The following is a 16,892-nucleotide window of genomic DNA, read 5'->3' on the forward strand; positions in this document are numbered from 1 at the left end:
GGCACACTTTGAGTGTCGTCACAGATGTAAGGTGTAGAATATAAAATGAAGAAAAAGAAGCGATAATTGCAGCGAAAAAAGATACAAAAAGCAAAAAAGGATCATATGTCAAAGGCGAATTTAGATGAAATGCCATCATGCCAATAAAGTGCATGGAAAAAACACCCATTCCCATGACAACCGACCCGAAAAATACCCAGTAAATCTGCTTCTTTCTCGGTTGATCGGCCATTCTTTCAATTAAAATCAAAGCGATATATGAGGAAATGATTCCAATAACTACGGAAAGAGTTATTAGAAAAGGACTAACAGAACTTAAGGACATGGCTACCAACCTTTCTTTAAAAATAATTTACAAGGACTATTATAAATTACTTTTTTTACAAAAAATTATATATAATTACCTTTTATTGCTAAAAAATAGAAGTATTTCAATGAATTAAGAAATTACACAGTGAAAAACATAAGAGGAAATGTAAATAACAATGATTTTTAGAATTTAATAAAACGAAAAAGAATCTGTTTGAGTAAAAGTGAAGGTAGAGGACGATTGGATTCTTAAAATGAGCCATGGGGTATTCCTTGTTGATTTTAAATATTCTTTGTTGGATCAATAAGGTGAAAAAACAGATTACATATCATAACTTATGAGAAGTCCTTTGTCTAAATAAAGTGAACTCGAAAATGAAAGACCACCAGTTCAATCTTTAGCTAGTGGTCTTTCATTTATTTTAATTATTGAGGATAAAGACTAGAAAGTTATAGAGGGATGAAAAGACTTAGAAATAACTTCTACGGCCTCCTTGACCGATTCATAGCATTCGACAGTTTCGGTCTGCAGATAGGTCATTTCAAGCATGTGCGTATCTGGTATGCATTTTACACGGATCCATTCGGTATCATCTTTAGCAAAGATTTGAGTAATCCGTACAGTGTTGTACTGACATATGGTTTCCAATAACATTTGAATGTTTTCTTTGTTCATAAGGCATTCTCCTTTCGCTTCGGAAAGTGACTAAAAAAGCCTGTAGGGTTCAATTTTAACCAGTTATTTTCAGTATAACATGCCATTTTCCTTCGTTAACCGAGAGAGTAAATTGATACAGAAATGAAATAATCCAATGAATTTTTGATTTTCTGTTCAGTTAGAACAATTTCAAAAGTAGTTTTTGTGAATAATTACATCGGTTAACATATGAGGGATTATCGGTAGGGAAGAGACTTCATAGAAAGTCTCTTCCTTTTTTCGTTCGTGTAAGTGTACTTTTACGAACGGTTTTTTTAATTACAAGTTATTACTTATGTATCTATTATTTAAAATACGGAACGGTAAATAAGTATATCCACTAACGGGTATACGATTATAAAAATGAAAGTAGTCTTTTCTATTAGAAAAGAAAATGAAAAACTTCCCTTAAAGGATATACAAATACTGCGGAACAACCTGCAGCAACTTTATGCGCCCTTACCTGACCCTCAAAAGATACAGCGCCTAAAATAACCTTCACAGCACAATAAAAGTGAGTAGAGTCCTGTAAAAGCAGAAAAGATACATGAGGGGTATAGGCAAGGATCTGGAACAAATAAAAATCTTGTTTTTGTAGAAATTTAGAAAGAAAATCTTAAGGTGAAGGTTTTTTCTTACATGACTATTAGATAAATTATTTTGTCTTTTATAATTTCTAGCTGCATCTAACCGATTCATTTACCGGCGGGTATTTACAGCGAAAACTAGGGCCATCAAGGCGGTTGAAGATTGCTTAATAAACAGTAACCTTGATTACGGATGCCTACTTGACAGGGATAGAATCACAATACCGAAGTCAGCTCATCGCAGCATGAACTGTAGGTTGCTTTTAGTAAACTGTCCATTAAATGGTGCTCTTTTCAATAAAGGGAAGGAATCCTTTTTTACGTTTTATCTGGAACCGTCTGTTACCTGATAGGGTGCTTTATCTTTAGGAGCTGCTGATGTCTTGATGAGACTGTTAAAGCTTCCAAATCGCTCCTGGACTAAATAGAGGGCTATTCCTCCAAGCAGACTTGGTATGGCAAATGCCATAAAGGCGTGCTGCGGTTCCAAATTTGTTGCCAAAAGATATCCGATCAATAACGGCGCTGCAATTGCTCCAAGTCGGCCTATCCCAACCGATACACTTAAGCCTGTTGAACGGATTTCTTGGGGGTAAAATTCAGCTATATATGGATTGACCAGATTTTGCGTGCCGCCTGTACATGCGCCGCCTATCGCAACCAATACATATAATAATAGAAGATCAGACGTTACACTAAGAGCAATGAAGCAAATAGCTCCCATGAAATACATAGATAAAAGCACTCTTCGGTGTCCTACCCGGTCCACTAAATAACCGCCCAGCAAAGACCCGGCAATTTGTCCAATCGCTAATATAAGGATAAAAGATAAACTTGAAGTGATGCCATACCCAGCTCCTTGCATGATTTTTGGAAGCCATGTATTCAGCCCATAGATCATGACAAGGCCGCTAAACACCATCGTCCAAAAAGCGAATGTGCTGACAGCACGGTTGTCTGAAAATAGCTTTTTCGCAGGAAACCCTTTTGCACGTTCTTTCACAGTCTTATATTCATAGTCATCTGTAGCTTGGTAATTTCCCTCCGGATCAATTCTGTTTAAAACGCCCGCGACTTTTTCGCCTTTATTCCGAACGATGTAATAGGAAAGGGATTCTGGAAATTGGTTGAGAAAGAAGGGAAGTGTAATGAGCGGGATGATCCCCAGCCAATACAAAAATCTCCATCCAAGAGCTTCTATTAGGTACATACCTGTAAGTGAAGCGATAATTGCTCCGATTGAATAACCACAAAACATTCCAGCCACAATCATCGCCCGATTTTTTTTCGGTGAATACTCAGTCATGACGGCAATGACAGCTGGCATTAATCCGCCCATTCCAAGCGCTGCAATAAAACGCATGATGGTAAAAACAAGTGAATTAGGGGCTAACCCAGCCAACAGGGTAAATACACTGAACAAAATCATGCAAATCGCCAATATTTTTTTTCGGCCGATAATATCTGAAAGCGAACCCAGCAGGAAAGAACCAAGCATCATTCCGATCAGTGTGTAACTGCCAATGGCTCCTGCCTCTACAAGCGTTAAGTTAAATTCTTCCATCATTAAAGGCAATCCAATTCCATATAAAGCAATATCAAACCCATCAAAAGCAATGGCAAAGAAACACCAAAGAAACACCAATAGATGGAATTTATTAAACTTACTTTCCGCTACGACCTGGGTAGTCTGAACAATGCGCATCTCACTTTCCCCCCATCCTATTTCTAAAGTAGCGAGTTCACTTTTCGCTACGCAAACAGCGTTTAAGCCCCCGAGGGTAGCTGGAGTTAATGGAAATCTCCGGCTAGAAAAATTCTCAAGGAAGAAGTTGAAACTCCTGATCTTACTTCCATACTTCTTCAGAGATTTCGACCACATGCTGAAGTTTTGCCCATTGTTGTTCTTCTGTCAGTAAATTGCCTTCTTCAGTAGAAGCAAACCCACACTGAGGGCTCAGGCAAAGTTGGCTAAGATCAACGAACTGGGAAGCTTCTTCAATTCGTTTTTTAATGGTGTCTTTGTTTTCAAGTTCTCCGAACTTAGATGTTATCAGCCCAAGAACAATGTTCAAATCAGGTCTATTAACAAAACGAAGCGGCTCGAATCCACCTGCGCGGTCATTGTCATATTCCAAGAAGAAACCATCAATATTCAGATGTCCGAATAATTGCTCCGCTACTGGCTCATATCCACCAGAAGAAATCCAAGTCGAGCGGAAATTCCCTCGGCATATGTGCATGGTCACTTTCAAGTCAGCGGGGCGGTCTGCTAGCGCTTTGTTTAATGTCTCTAAATACATTTTGATCAAATAATCAGGATTGACCCCTTTAGCACGGAGCTGTTCTTTTTGCTCCTCTGAACAGAGATAGGCCCAAGCGGTATCATCAAGCTGCAGATAACGGCAACCTGCTTCATAAAAAGTCTGCAACGCTTTTTTATAGGTTTTTGCTAAATCATCAAAGAATTCTGCCTCATCCGGATAGATTGCCTTATCAACCTCACCGCGAAAATGAAGCATACTCGGACTTGGAATGGTGAATTTAGCGACATGGTCCCCAGCTACTTGATGAAGGTATTTATAATCTTCCAGCATCGGGTGAGCATCAAAGCCTAATTTGCTTGATACTTTAATGGCACGGGATTTTGTTTGCGTTTGGTGGAATTGAATTCCGCTCCCTGTCCAAAAGCCTTCTACTCCAACCAAACCTTCTAGAAAGTCGAAATGCCACCAGGCTCTCCGAAACTCGCCATCCGTCACAGCCTGCAGGCCGGTTTCTTTCTGCTTGAGAACGATTCGGGCAATCTCTTCATCTTCAAATTTTCGCAATTGATCAGCAGAAATTTTCCCGGAAGCTCTCTGTGAGCGAACATTTTTGAGCAAGTCCGAGCGTAAAAGACTGCCGACTTGATCGGCTCGGAAAATGGTTGAGTTATGTTTGGAATTAGGTGTTGTTTGCATCAAAAGCCCTCATTTCAGTTATTTTTTCTTTGTTTTTAGTATCCTATCATAATTTTAAGGGTATAGTGTAACTGATAAAAGTAATCAACCGTTATAACTAAAAGCTATATCTAGTTTATCTCGTCGCTGATCATACCTTCACACAAAAATTGTTTGCGCTTTATCCAGATGCTTTAAACTCAAAGGATCTATTCCTGTATAATTGCTTTTGTAAAAGAAAGCGAATGAAGCTCAGCTTCATGAAGTTCGCCCATCATGGTTATTAGGAGAGCAGTTGAAGATTATAAAATTTATATAGTATTTAAGTATTTCATTCATTTTAATTTTTGCTAGGCAAAGAATGGAATAACAAAATGAAAATACAAAAAAGGAAAAACGAGGGAGCAAAAATGAAGTTACATCAGTTAAGATATGTCATAGAAGTTGTCGCGCGTGGTTCGATTAATGAAGCTGCCCGCAAATTATACATTTCACAACCCACTTTATCAAAAGCGATTAAAGAACTTGAAAAGGAATTGGGGGTAACTATTTTCACTCGTACATCTACAGGTATTTCACTCTCTTCAGATGGAGCTGAGTTTCTTGGCTATGCAAGACAGGTAATTGAACAAGCTGATTTATTAGAGCGTCGCTATTTCAACACCACCCCTTCTCAGCAACTTTTTTCAATCTCTACCCAGCATTATGCTTTTGCTGTAAATGCATTTGTAGAAATGATTAAAAAGTATGGAGAAGATGAATATCAATTCACCATGAGAGAAACAAGAACCTATGAAATTATAGAAGATGTAAAAAATCTGCGTAGTGAAATCGGTATTCTGTATGTCAGCAGCTTTAATGAGAAAGTCATGATGCAACTGCTAAAAGAGGAAGGTTTGGATTTTCATGTACTTTTTACAGCCAAGCCTCATATTTTCGTAAGTTCACTGAACCCCTTGGCGGAAAAATCAGCTGTTACTTTAGCGGATTTAGAAGATTACCCTCGCCTTAGTTTTGAACAAGGGGAGTTTAATTCGTTTTACTATTCAGAAGAGATTTTTAGTACAATTTCCAGTAAAAAAAGTATCCAAGTCAGTGATCGGGCAACATTGTTTAACCTTTTGATTGGATTGAACGGTTATACAATTTCTACGGGAATTTTAAGCTCGGATTTGAATGGCTCAAACATCATGCCTGTTCCGCTTGAAGAAGGGGAAATCATTACAGTGGGTTGGGTAGTCCACAAAAAAACACAATTGAGTCGAATGGCAAAAGTATATTTGGATGAATTGAAGCTGATCATCCAATAGATGTTAAAAAAATGAGATGGTCTAACAATCAGAAAAATCTCGTCTGCAACAGCTGATAGCAGTTATGATGCAGATCTCTTAGAAAAAGAAACGGCTGCTTTTCTGGAGCTGACGTGTTTGGATTGCCTGTTAGAAGAGGAGTGAAACCTGATCAATGTCTATCGAAAGAGTATGGACAGGTTTGTTTTCTAATTAGGCTCCAACCCAAGCTGTATTGAGGAATCTCGGATAATTAGGTTTTATTCCCATAATCGAAGGAACGTCTTAAGCTTCCAACCTACTAACTGGGTGTAGAGATGTAAAAGAGTGAATAAACGATGGACGGATCGATAAAATCAAAACATTTGTCGAGAAAAATTCTGAAAGTAAATCGTTGTCGACAAAATACCACTCTATTCTCAAAAGCTATTATTCAAATCATGGAGAATTCTTTTGGCCCGCTTAAACAAAATATATCTTACGGAAAAGAAGCTTCCTTGTATAAAGGATTGAAACAGAGGATTGAACGGTACCTCAACTACTGCAACAACGAACACCTCAAACAAAAAATGGTCGGCATAAGCCCGGTGCACTACCGGACGCATGTCAGTCGATTAGCTGAAAAAAATTCTACATGAATGTGCTGGAGTCCTATAGCATGACGCCAAAAATAGTTGTATAAATCACTTACCACGAAGAGGGATAAATTTGAATATAACAAAGCACATCTAAGGTTTTAAGGGGGATGCACGAAAACTTGAAATCTATAGGCCGGAGAGGTTAATAGATGTAAACTTTAATTGATGGGTTTTTATAACAGCGATTAACCACTCCTTCCCTGGAAGCGTTGAATTGAATCCGATGGCGAGTAAGACTGAGCCGGACTGTTGAATCAATTTCCCTGTCTCATCAAAAATTTTAATTAACTCCCAATCCAGTTTGGCATGATGGACCTCGCCATCCTGGACCAGCATGTCTTTTTTCGTATTTTGTGCAACAATTGAACGTGAAAATCCCTTGGGATTGATCCCTTGTGGCCTGCTTGAATTATCTGTTGAAGATTTCGTATTGTTTTTGGGTGAGCATGACACCGGCAATCTCCCCTTCGCCATTCCAAAACTATATTTGTGATTTTTCAGACATTGTGATAGTCTTTAGAGGAACAACTGAATACATGCACCACTGGGGGAGCCGGTTACCGGCTGAGACGAGCAAAGCTCGGACCCTTTGAACCTGATCTGGATCATACCAGCGGAGGGAAGTGGGCGAGAGTATGCTGGATTTCTCTATTCCTTTGCGTATTATTGCCGCTTTCCTTAACTGGAAAGCGGTATTTTATTTTGCCTGAAAGGGGATGGAGAAAATGGAATTTACAGAAGAAATGCAGCAAGTGAATGCAGAATTAGTGGAGACGGATGATGAATGTCATGTTGCCAAAAGAATTGTAGCATGCAGTTTAGCGATGATGAAGAGATGGCAATTGCCAGTTTTAAAAGAAGAGGGTGGTGTCTGGCATGTTGAATAGAATACGCAAAGAAAATCCGGTCATCCATTGCATCACCAATCACGTCGTTTCTAATTTTCAGGCGAACGGACTGCTTGCAATCGGCGCTTCCCCAATTATGGGTGAGGCGAAAGAAGAAGTGGAGGAGTTGGTTGCCATTTCCGGGGCATTGTCCCTGAATATCGGAACTTTGAATAAGGAGACGCTCGATAGCATGATCCTCGCCGGAAAAGAAGCGAATAAGCGAGGCATCCCCGTCATTCTGGATCCTGTCGGAGCAGGCGCGACCGCTTTTCGGAAGGCTGCAGTCGAGAAAATTTTAACGGAGGTTGATGTCCAGGTGCTGCGCTGCAATGCAGCCGAAATTGCGGCGATCGCTGGAGTGTCATCTGGTAGCTCCAAAGGAGTCGATGCGGGACATGCCAATGTCGATGTCGAAGAGCTGGCGAACCGTATGGCAAGAACATACGGCTTGATTGCCGCAGTGACTGGTGAAGCCGATATGGTGACAGACGGTTACCAAGTACAAAAGATTTCAGGCGGGGATCCAATGATGGCATCTGTGACAGGCATGGGGTGTCTGCTCAGCAGCGTAACGGCTGCTTTTGTCGCAATGGATCCGGAAAACCCGGGAGCCGCGACCTTACAGGCTCTCCGTTTTTATGGTGCAGCCGGCGAACAGGCAGCTGGAATTTCAAAAGGTCCAGGCAGTTTCCGGGAAGCCTTTTTGGATGTTTTGTTCACTATGAAGCAACAAGAACCAGAAGTCGAATTTCACAAAACAGAAGGAGGGGAAGAGTTGTGGTGGCGATCAAACAGGTATTGACGATAGCGGGTTCGGACTCTGGCGGCGGAGCGGGCATACAAGCGGATATCAAGACCTTTCAAGAGTTAGGGGTGTTCGGCACCTCGACGATAACAGCGGTCACTGCCCAGAATACTTGTGGAGTTCACGGAGTTTATCCCTTGACTGTTGAAGCGGTGAAAGGACAGATTGATGCTATTGGAGCGGATTTTCAACTGGCGGCCTTAAAGACAGGGATGCTTTTCAATGCAGAAATCATTGCTGAAACGGCGAAAGGCATCAGCAAGTATGGCTGGAAAAACCTTGTCGTGGATCCGGTAATGATAGCAAAAGGCGGAGCTGTGCTGCTTCAGGAAGATGCGCTGGAAGCATTGCGCGGATTATTACTGCCATTGGCAGCGGTTTTCACGCCGAATATTCCAGAAGCTGAAATGCTGAGCGGCATGGAAATCCGTAATGCCGCTGATAGGAAGAAAGCCGCTGAAAAAATTTTGGCGACAGGAACCGAAGCGGTTGTCATCAAAGGCGGTCATGCAAAAAGTTCTGCTTTTGCAGAGGATTATTACCTTCATCAGAACGGTGAAACTTTCATCTTGCGTTCGCCGTGGATTGAAACGGAACAGACACACGGTACCGGCTGTACATTTTCTGCGGCTTTGACAGCTGAATTGGCGAAGGGCAGAACGATGCAGGAAGCTTTGCATACGGCGAAACGTTTTATCCAGGCAGCGCTCAGCCACCAGCTTCATATAGGCGCCGGCCATGGACCGACCAACCATGCAGCTTTCCAGCGTTTTCCAGAGAAAGGGAGGGTCCATCTTGTTCAATAAACCCGCGTTTTATTTCATTATGGGTACCGCCAATGTTCGTGAGAAAGATCCGTTGGAAGTATTGGAAAAGGCTTTGCAGGGCGGCATCACTCATTTCCAGCTTCGAGAAAAAGGAGCAGGAGCTTTGCAAGGACAGGAGTTGCAGCAGTTTGCGAAAGATTGCCAATCCTTGTGCGCAGCTTATCAGGTGCCATTCCTCATTAATGACGATGTGGAACTGGCGCTAGCGATCGGGGCTGACGGCGTCCATATCGGCCAGGAAGATTTGGAATGCGGATAGGTGAGAGCGTTGATCGGCAAAGAAAAAATTTTGGGGGTTTCTGTGCATTCACTGGATGAAGCTCAAATAGCCATTGAGGCGGGAGCGGATTACTTTGGCATGGGACCCATTTTCGGCACGCGTTCGAAAGCGGATTCCAAACAACCAGCAGGCACTTCTGAAATCGAAAAAGTCAGCAGCCATTTTCCAGCAATGCCGATTTTTGGCATCGGAGGGATTACCCCTCAAAATGCCGGGGCTGTCTGGCAAGCAGGAGCTACAGGTATAGCGGTAATTTCGGCGTTGGCGGCCGCTGAAGATGTCGGTATAGAATTAACGCATTTCAGTAATTCCTATAAAGGAGAGCGTTAAAATGAAGACAAAAAAGCTGGTCATTATGTCAATGTTTGTGGCACTTGCAGTCGCAGGTTCCGCAGTCGTGTCCTTTCCGGCAGGGATTGCGCGTGCCTATCCGATCCAGCATGCACTTAACGTCATAGCGGCTGTGTTCTTCGGTCCAATCCCGGCAGTTACGATAGCTTTTGTGACAGGTGTCGTGCGTGTGATGACTGGCACCGGTTCATTATTGGCTTTTCCGGGTGGAATGATCGGGGCCTTGCTAGCTGGGCTCTTGTACAAGATGTCTGGAAAAGTGGGTTTTGCGGCAGTGGGTGAAATGATTGGCACCGGCATCATCGCTTCTCTTATTGCCGTTCCGTATGCGAAATTGTTGATGGGCACCGAAACTGCAGCATTTTTCTTCATGCCGCCATTCCTTGTCTCAAGTATTAGCGGCGCTATTCTGGGTGTCGTGCTGGTTTATAAATTGGAGAAAAGTAAAGTTCGGGATTTATTATATTGATAGTCCCATACAATGTAGATGGATTAACATAAGGGCATTAAAGAAAGATAGGGATATGTTAATTTAGTCAAATTCAATGAAGTGACAATCGGTTCGTAAGAACCTTGAAAATACTATACGAGGAGGAGTTACGATGAACAGAACAGTATTGGTAACAGGTAGTAGTAGAGGTTTGGGAGCCTCTATCGTAAAGAAATTGGCACAGCAAGGGTTTAAAGTGGTGATCAACTACTATAAGAGCGAAGGTGCCGCTGAAAAACTTGTTTCTGAGCTGGGTAAAGAGAATGCTATTGCAATTCGTGCTGATGTCACAAATCGTAAAGAAGTTGAAGCCATGGTAAAGAAAGCAACGGAATATTTTGGGCAAATAGATGTCGTAGTCAACAACGCATTGGTAGACTTCAAATTTGATCCAAACAAACAGAAATCCTTTACAGAACTCACTTGGGAAGATTATCAAAAACAGCTGGATGGTACTTTGAAGGCAGCATTTAATGTAGTTCAAAGCGTAATGCCTCAATATATTGAACGACAAAATGGAAGCATTATCAGTATCGGCACCAATTTATATCAAAATCCTGTTGTACCTTACCACGAATATACAACAGCTAAAGCTGGATTAATTGGGTTTACACGTAATATCGCTTCTGAACTAGGAAAATACGGCATAAAAGCAAATGTAGTTTCAGGTGGCTTATTAAAAACGACTGATGCGAGTTCTGTTACAACCCCAGAAGTATTTGATTTAATTGCTCAATCAACGCCATTGAAGAAAGTAACGACTCCTGAAGATGTAGCTAATATGGTCGCTTATTTATCTTCAGAAAATGCTGACGGCATCACAGGTCAGAATATAACGATAGACGGCGGGTTGACAATGAACTAATAATCTAAATTACAATAAATAATTTTTTGAAAAAGAACACTTTAATCAGTTATTCATGACATACGTAGAGGTGTAACGAATGGAAGAAATGCAAGGGAAACAACTACACTTAGGTGTTTTGCTATATGGATGTGGACATCATCAAGCTGCTTGGTTGATGCCTGATTCAAGTATTGAACGCATTGGGGACATTGCTTATTACCAATCCTTAGCACAGTTAGCCGAAACTGGTTGCTTTGATGCGGTTTTCTTTGCCGACAATCACTCATTCCCGGCTAACGATTCGGATGAAATGCCAGCATTTTGGCTAGATCCAGTGGTCAGTTTAACAGCTATTTCTCAAGTGACAAATTATGTGGGATTAGTTTCAACAATCTCCAGCACCTTTTCAAATCCTTTTACTGCTTCAAGACAGTTGTTAAGCCTAGATCACATTACTAAAGGACGTGTTGGGTGGAATCTTGTTACCTCAATGACGGATGGGGAAGCATTAAATCATAGTATGGAAGAACTGCCTTCCCATGACAAGCGATATGAAAAAGCTGAGGAATTTGCTGCTTTGATGAATAAGTTATTTCTATCATGGGACAGCAAGGAGTTTCTATATGATCGAGCAGAAAGACAGTTGATTAATCCTGTAAATATACGACCTGTTAACCACAAGGGTGCCTATTATAAAGTAAAGGGGCCATCCACAACGCCAAAAAGCCCTCAAGGCAAACCAGTAGCAATGCAAGCAGGGGCCTCTAAGCAAGGTATTGCATTAGCCTCGAAATATGCAGATGCAGTCTATTCTGTATCATGGAACTTAAACCAAGCAAAAAAGTTCCACAAAAAGTTAGATGAACAGGTTAAGCAAAACAAAGATTGCGAACGATATATCAAAGTATTCCCTGGCTTAGTCACGTATGTAGGTCGTACCCATGAAGAAGCACTTGCCAAAAAATCAGCATTAGATGAGAAATTACCTGTAGAAACTGCTTTGAAACGGTTGAGTTTCTTTCTTCAACAAGATTGTTCAAATTGGGAAATCGATAAAAAAGTACCTACCTTACCTCCAGTAGAAGAATTTATGGGGCCAGTTGGAAGATATGAAACAATACTAGAAATTATTAACGATACTCAACCTACAGTAAAAGAACTATTAGGATATCTTAATGCAGGCGGCGGACACTTCACGTTGATTGGAACTCCCAAAGAAATTGTTGATCAGATAGAGGTTTGGCTTGAGGCGGGTGTAGCTGACGGGTTTAATCTTATGCCTCCTACCTTACCCGGCAGTTTAGAGGACTTCGTTGACCTCATTGTTCCTGAAATGCAAAAAAGAAACATCTTCAGAAAGCAATATGAAGGGCGTACTTTCCGCGAACATTTAGGATTAACGTAAATGTAGTAGTTTGAAGTGACTGAATTAGAGGTGGAGGTCGTTTTTAAAGGGGCAAGCCATCGGATGAAAGGGGCTTTGCTGCAAAATGAAACAAGTAGAAAAAGGTGCTTTGGCAAGCGAAATTTTTAAGTGCCATTCACTGCATTTTTTTACTTGCCTAAGCAATTTTCTAATAAGGGATGGTTTACATATCAGCAGTTATCGGAAGTTAGTCTGTAGAAGAAATAATAGAATGATTAAGCTACTTATACGTATTGAGCCCTGAAGGAGGCTACTTTTTAAAAGTTGCCTCCTTCAGGGTTCATTTTACTCACCTTTTTCTTTATAGTCTGGGAAATAACCTAGTATAAAAGCAAACCCTGAAAAAATAGCTGCTAAAATAATGGTCGGCTGTTTCAATAATTCACTGCTTTGGACTACCATCTCCCCATTTCCAAAGAGCAAGCCAATCAATTGGCCTCCTACCATAATTAATCCCAATAAGATTGATGACAGCAAACAAATTACAAAGAGTCGTTCCAGTAGAAGTTGCATTTTGATAGTTCCTCCTTAAATTGGTAATATTCCCATTCCTATTAACCAGCCTATAAAAATAACGGGGCAAGCATAATAGGTTATCAACATAACAAATGTCTTTTCAGGTCTTGCTCCAACAATTCCAGAAGCAATGTATATCGATCCGGAAGCTGGAGGCATTTGTGCCGAGGTCGAAGCAAAAGTCATGACCACTACTGCGGAAATCAATGGGGAGAATCCGCTGGATGCCAGTATTTCGTAGGAGACTAATCCTACTGCGGTCAGTGTTCCAGTTGACGTCAAGGGTCCTGCAATAGCTGTAACCCCTATACCTATTATTAAAAGAGTTAACCATTTAGGGGTGTTAACTGCACCCATTAGCTGTGCAATATTATCAGATAAACCTAAAGCTGTTAATACTTCACTTGAAGCAACTGCAAAAAATATCAATGCTCCAATAACTGTAAAACGAGGAATGGCTTTTTTTATAAATTCAAACAAACCTGATACAGATGTTGGCACATATTTTCTACCCAGTAAAAAGGCGATTGCAATCATTAAAGTAGGGATCCAAACTACTATATCAATGCTGTCTAAAGCTTCCTCCCCTAAAGATGGCACGCTGGCTATAAAATCACTTAAAGGTCCAATTGTTAAAACTAATGGAACGATTGCACCCAAATAAATGAGAATAGAAGTCCATCCATCTTTTAACGAAACACTTAAAGGATTTAATGACTCTGCTGGAAAGGCTTTAATGTTCTGCTTTTTAACAAAATAACCAATCATGATCAATCGATGTAAAAATTGATATGCACCGGCAATTAATAAAGCGATGAAAAACTCACCGGTTGTAATAGCGGCGGCTACCGGTGCAAAACCAAGAATGATAAACATGGAAGAAGTAGGCGGCAAAGCTGATGCCATCCCTCCATTTCCTACCAAAACAGTAGCTGCTATTTCTTTATTCCATTTATTTCGAAGCATCCAAGGACCTGTAATAGATCCCGTTGCAGCTGTATTTCCTGAATCTCCTCCAGATAATGTCCCCATCACAGAAGAGCCAACTGCATCCATAATAGCTGGCGCTCCTGGAAGTCGCCCCACTAACGAATTTAAAATAGCCAGAAGCCGTTCTACTATGCCAAACTTATCAATCACATAAGCCATGAATACAAAAGCAATAGCAGCATAAAGTACAGAGAACGTGGAAGCAAAGCCAATTCCTTGCATAAACAAGGAGGGCGCTTCTAATCCTCCCAAAGGAACAATTGCTAAGAATCCGATTAAAGCAGCTTCTCCAAGGTTCCTTCTTAACTTAATTCTCCAAAAAACTAAAACGCTTACAAAAACAACGAGAGCAATAATGCCCATTGAAAATCCTCCCTAGAATAATTATTCTCCTTGATTGATTAGCTGCATCACTTGCTTCCAATGCGTCGGTGCTTTTCCATGAAACTTTTCTTTTAGATCTGCATTGGATATACTCATTAATTTATCGCGAGTAGCTCTGGTCATTTGAGGCTCTACGCCGTTTTCCAACATAAAAGCGATCACATTTTCCATTTCTTTTACTCGTCTTTCTGAATGGAGTACATTTCCTGTAATCAAGCGATTGATTACATTCTCAAAAGGTTCTTTATCAATGGTAGCGGTAATGGAATCTAAAATCGTCTCATCCAATTCCAGTTTTTCTGCTATTTCCATCACTTCATGAAGAAGGGTGGAGAGGCCTTTCGTGAAGATGCTTCGGATAAATTTGATGTTCGTGGCATCTCCTGCAAGCTCACTGACGTATGCAAGATTCATATCCAATTCTTTGCCCAACTTTATAAAACTTTTCGATTCGATACCGCTTATCATCATTGGTACTTTATGCTGGTTTCCTTTTAATGGTCCCATAATAGCAGCATCAACAAATCGTCTGTTTTCGGCGGTCATTTCTTCACTGATTTGTTTCTTGGTTTCTGAAGAAGCCGTTGTAAGATCTACATATATGGTTGTACTGGTTAAGGCGGACCAAACTGACTTCCATGCATCATATGAATATGGGGCTGGAACGGCTATAAATAAGACATCCAGTTCTTGTTGTGCCACTTTTAAGGGGCTGTCAAAAAGGGTAGCCTGCGCTTCTTCGGCTCGACTCTTCGTCTCTATTTTTTCGTATAAATGATCGTAAACAAATATTTTATGGCGGCTGTCATGAGAAATGAACCCTTTTGCCATTTCGTATCCTACCTCACCAAATCCTATAAAACCAATATTCATTTTAATAGCCCCTTTCCTGAAAATTATAGCTTGTATTTTTTTAGTTTCTCCTGCAGCCACCCGGGTTCGATTGCAGATTTGTCTCCTGTGCTTTCTTGCTTTTGGTAGCGACTGATGGTTTCAAGACGATTTAGTTCGTACGCCAATTTTTTTTCGGCTTTTTCAACGATCTCTTCGGCATTCTCGCGAGGGACAATCACCACACCATCTTCATCTGCAACGATGTAATCGTGAGGAGAAACAATTGCTCCTGCACATGTAATCGTTGTATCAAATGAGCCAGGACCTTCTTTGCTGGGGCCGGAAGATAAAAACCCTTTCGCGTATATTTGAATTTTCAACTGGCCAAGCTCTTGTTTATCCCGTACAAGTCCATCAATTACAATTCCTTTGATTCCTAATACTTCAGCAGCCCCAGCCATAAGTTCTCCTAAGTAAGCTGCTTCTTTATAATCCTGTCCATCAACCACAATGATATCGTCAGGTTCTACTTGATAAATGGCATGATGCAAAAACAAATTATCTCCTTTAGGCAAGGAGACGGTTCTGACACGCCCCACTAGCGGCTCAGCGTAATTCACTGCTTTTACACGGTAATCCATTACGTTGTTAATAGTCATCACATCTGCAAAAATGGAAGAGCTGATTTTCTTCATTCGTGCTATTAAATGAGAAGTATTATCTGAGTGAGAGCTTTTCATAGAATCACCTCTAGTAATATTTATTACTTTATTCAAAATAAAGTAATTTTTATTACTATATCAATTACATTTGAAAATGTAAACCTTTACATAATAAATAGTTAAAATAAAAAAACTTTTCAAATGACTTAACAAGTCATTTGAAAAGTTTCAATTTTATATATGTACATGAAAGATATCTATGAGCAGCTATTCATGACCCGGCATTTCATGGTAATTCATATTTGTTAACACATCATTTATTTGGTCCAAACGTTTTTTCGCTTTTTCTGATTGGCTCAATGCTGTTGCATTAATAAGATAATCCGCTGCCACCATTGATGCAATAGGGGAGTTGTGGAAAGCAAGACTGGAAGAATCACAAATAAGAGCGATGTCAGCATATTCTATAATAGGAGAGGAATAACTATCGGTAATGGCGACGATTTGGACGCCGCGTTCTTTGGCTGCTTTTATAAAGTCGATAATTCGCTTCGCATAACGTGGGAAACTTGTTGCTATGATCAAGTCTTGCGGCTGCATTGTTATGACTTCGTCTACCCAATCGCTAGTATCAGCGATTATCAGTTTACAGTTTCCTAATGTTCTGTTCAGACCATGACTTAAATATTGACCGACGGGGAGCCCACTGCGCACGCTTGTGCAATAAATCTGGTTGGAAGAAGTAATTTTTTTCACTACTTCATCGAGCTGATCTTTAGACATTTGTTCCGTCATTTTTTGAATGTGGTGAAGATGATGCGTAATTGTGTTATCCCATAAATCATCTTCATTCATGTTCTCTAAATTGAGCTTCAATCGATTTTGTGGAGCTGTCTGATCCCGCAATAATTGCTGCAAACCCTTTTGGAATTCACTATAGCCCTTGTACCCTAAATTTGAAGTTAACCGCATAATTGTAGTGGTACTTGTATTCACGCGTTGGGCTAATTGGTTAATAGTAAGAAAAGCTACATCCGAAGAGTTTTTCAAAATATAGTCCGCAATGGCTCGCTGAGCATTTGTTAATTGTGATAAATTTTCTTTTATAATGATAAGAGGATCTGTCAT

Annotated in this window: 17 protein-coding genes, 2 pseudogenes and 1 riboswitch; of the genes and pseudogenes, 9 read left to right on the plus strand and 10 right to left on the minus strand. The window is 40.6% G+C overall.

From position 1 onward, the window contains the following. Window positions 1–43 precede the first annotated feature (43 nt). The 4 genes and pseudogenes from GJB59_RS19330 to GJB59_RS01325 form a co-directional block, all read right to left on the minus strand. A pseudogene (locus GJB59_RS19330) lies at window positions 44–325 on the minus strand (MHYT domain-containing protein); the annotation flags it as partial. 426 nt (window positions 326–751) lie between these two features. After that, window positions 752–985, minus strand: a complete 234-nt coding sequence (locus GJB59_RS01315) for a ubiquitin family protein (protein WP_142828493.1) — start codon at window positions 983–985, stop codon at window positions 752–754. Between the two features lie 933 nt (window positions 986–1,918). Further along, window positions 1,919–3,298, minus strand: coding sequence for an MFS transporter (locus tag GJB59_RS01320; RefSeq protein WP_142828494.1), 1,380 nt, complete (start codon window positions 3,296–3,298; stop codon window positions 1,919–1,921). Between the two features lie 142 nt (window positions 3,299–3,440). Next, window positions 3,441–4,556 carry a 5-methyltetrahydropteroyltriglutamate--homocysteine S-methyltransferase gene (locus GJB59_RS01325; RefSeq protein ID WP_142828495.1) on the minus strand — a complete coding sequence of 372 codons (1,116 nt, stop codon included), beginning with the start codon at window positions 4,554–4,556 and terminating at the stop codon, window positions 3,441–3,443. 389 nt (window positions 4,557–4,945) lie between these two features. Here GJB59_RS01325 and GJB59_RS01330 point away from each other — a divergent pair, with 389 nt between their 5' ends. Continuing rightward, window positions 4,946–5,845 carry a LysR family transcriptional regulator gene (locus GJB59_RS01330; protein ID WP_142828641.1) on the plus strand — a complete coding sequence of 300 codons (900 nt, stop codon included), beginning with the start codon at window positions 4,946–4,948 and terminating at the stop codon, window positions 5,843–5,845. Between the two features lie 419 nt (window positions 5,846–6,264). Further along, on the plus strand, window positions 6,265–6,462 hold the full coding sequence (locus GJB59_RS19335; RefSeq protein WP_142828496.1) for an IS3 family transposase: 198 nt from the start codon (window positions 6,265–6,267) through the stop codon (window positions 6,460–6,462). Between the two features lie 126 nt (window positions 6,463–6,588). Here the strand turns inward: GJB59_RS19335 and GJB59_RS01340 are convergent, their stop codons facing one another. Beyond that, window positions 6,589–6,915: a hypothetical protein gene (locus tag GJB59_RS01340; RefSeq protein ID WP_142828497.1), complete on the minus strand. Its 327-nt coding sequence runs from the start codon at window positions 6,913–6,915 to the stop codon at window positions 6,589–6,591. A gap of 83 nt (window positions 6,916–6,998) precedes the next feature. Further along, window positions 6,999–7,101: riboswitch (TPP riboswitch) on the plus strand. A gap of 86 nt (window positions 7,102–7,187) precedes the next feature. On the opposite strand from GJB59_RS01340, the gene GJB59_RS01345 reads away from it, so the two are divergent. The 7 genes and pseudogenes from GJB59_RS01345 (at window position 7,188) to GJB59_RS01375 (ending at window position 12,357) form a co-directional block, all read left to right on the plus strand. Further along, the gene (locus tag GJB59_RS01345; protein WP_185960072.1) at window positions 7,188–7,349 is read left to right on the plus strand and encodes a hypothetical protein; all 162 of its coding nucleotides are present in this window, start codon (window positions 7,188–7,190) and stop codon (window positions 7,347–7,349) included. After that, window positions 7,339–8,154: a hydroxyethylthiazole kinase gene (gene thiM, locus GJB59_RS01350; protein ID WP_142828498.1), complete on the plus strand. Its 816-nt coding sequence runs from the start codon at window positions 7,339–7,341 to the stop codon at window positions 8,152–8,154. The genes GJB59_RS01345 and thiM overlap by 11 nt, the downstream gene beginning before the upstream one ends. Then, on the plus strand, window positions 8,133–8,963 hold the full coding sequence (gene thiD / locus GJB59_RS01355; RefSeq protein ID WP_142828643.1) for a bifunctional hydroxymethylpyrimidine kinase/phosphomethylpyrimidine kinase: 831 nt from the start codon (window positions 8,133–8,135) through the stop codon (window positions 8,961–8,963). The genes thiM and thiD overlap by 22 nt, the downstream gene beginning before the upstream one ends. 19 nt (window positions 8,964–8,982) lie before the next feature. Then, window positions 8,983–9,594: pseudogene (gene thiE, locus GJB59_RS01360) on the plus strand (thiamine phosphate synthase). A 1-nt stretch (window position 9,595) separates the two neighbouring features. Further along, window positions 9,596–10,084 carry an energy coupling factor transporter S component ThiW gene (gene thiW, locus GJB59_RS01365; RefSeq protein ID WP_142828499.1) on the plus strand — a complete coding sequence of 163 codons (489 nt, stop codon included), beginning with the start codon at window positions 9,596–9,598 and terminating at the stop codon, window positions 10,082–10,084. A gap of 133 nt (window positions 10,085–10,217) precedes the next feature. Further along, window positions 10,218–10,970: a 3-oxoacyl-ACP reductase gene (locus tag GJB59_RS01370; RefSeq protein WP_142828500.1), complete on the plus strand. Its 753-nt coding sequence runs from the start codon at window positions 10,218–10,220 to the stop codon at window positions 10,968–10,970. Between the two features lie 79 nt (window positions 10,971–11,049). Continuing rightward, window positions 11,050–12,357, plus strand: a complete 1,308-nt coding sequence (locus GJB59_RS01375; RefSeq protein WP_142828501.1) for an LLM class flavin-dependent oxidoreductase — start codon at window positions 11,050–11,052, stop codon at window positions 12,355–12,357. A 306-nt stretch (window positions 12,358–12,663) separates the two neighbouring features. Here GJB59_RS01375 and GJB59_RS01380 read toward each other — a convergent pair whose 3' ends face one another. The 5 genes from GJB59_RS01380 to GJB59_RS01400 all read right to left on the minus strand — a co-directional run bounded on the left by GJB59_RS01380 (window position 12,664) and on the right by GJB59_RS01400 (window position 16,892). Continuing rightward, entirely contained in the window at window positions 12,664–12,891 is a 228-nt protein-coding gene (locus GJB59_RS01380; RefSeq protein ID WP_142828502.1) for a hypothetical protein, read from the minus strand. A 15-nt stretch (window positions 12,892–12,906) separates the two neighbouring features. Next, window positions 12,907–14,247, minus strand: coding sequence for a TRAP transporter large permease subunit (locus GJB59_RS01385; RefSeq protein WP_142828503.1), 1,341 nt, complete (start codon window positions 14,245–14,247; stop codon window positions 12,907–12,909). Between the two features lie 21 nt (window positions 14,248–14,268). Then, window positions 14,269–15,141, minus strand: coding sequence for an NAD(P)-binding domain-containing protein (locus tag GJB59_RS01390; RefSeq protein ID WP_142828504.1), 873 nt, complete (start codon window positions 15,139–15,141; stop codon window positions 14,269–14,271). Window positions 15,142–15,164: 23 nt separating this feature from the next. Beyond that, on the minus strand, window positions 15,165–15,842 hold the full coding sequence (locus GJB59_RS01395; RefSeq protein ID WP_142828505.1) for an RraA family protein: 678 nt from the start codon (window positions 15,840–15,842) through the stop codon (window positions 15,165–15,167). Window positions 15,843–16,031: 189 nt separating this feature from the next. Further along, a complete protein-coding gene (locus tag GJB59_RS01400; protein WP_142828506.1) occupies window positions 16,032–16,892 on the minus strand; it encodes a MurR/RpiR family transcriptional regulator in 861 nt (286 codons plus the stop codon).

It is taken from the genome of Planococcus soli, from assembly GCF_016881065.1.
Lineage (GTDB): Bacteria > Bacillota > Bacilli > Bacillales_A > Planococcaceae > Planococcus > Planococcus soli.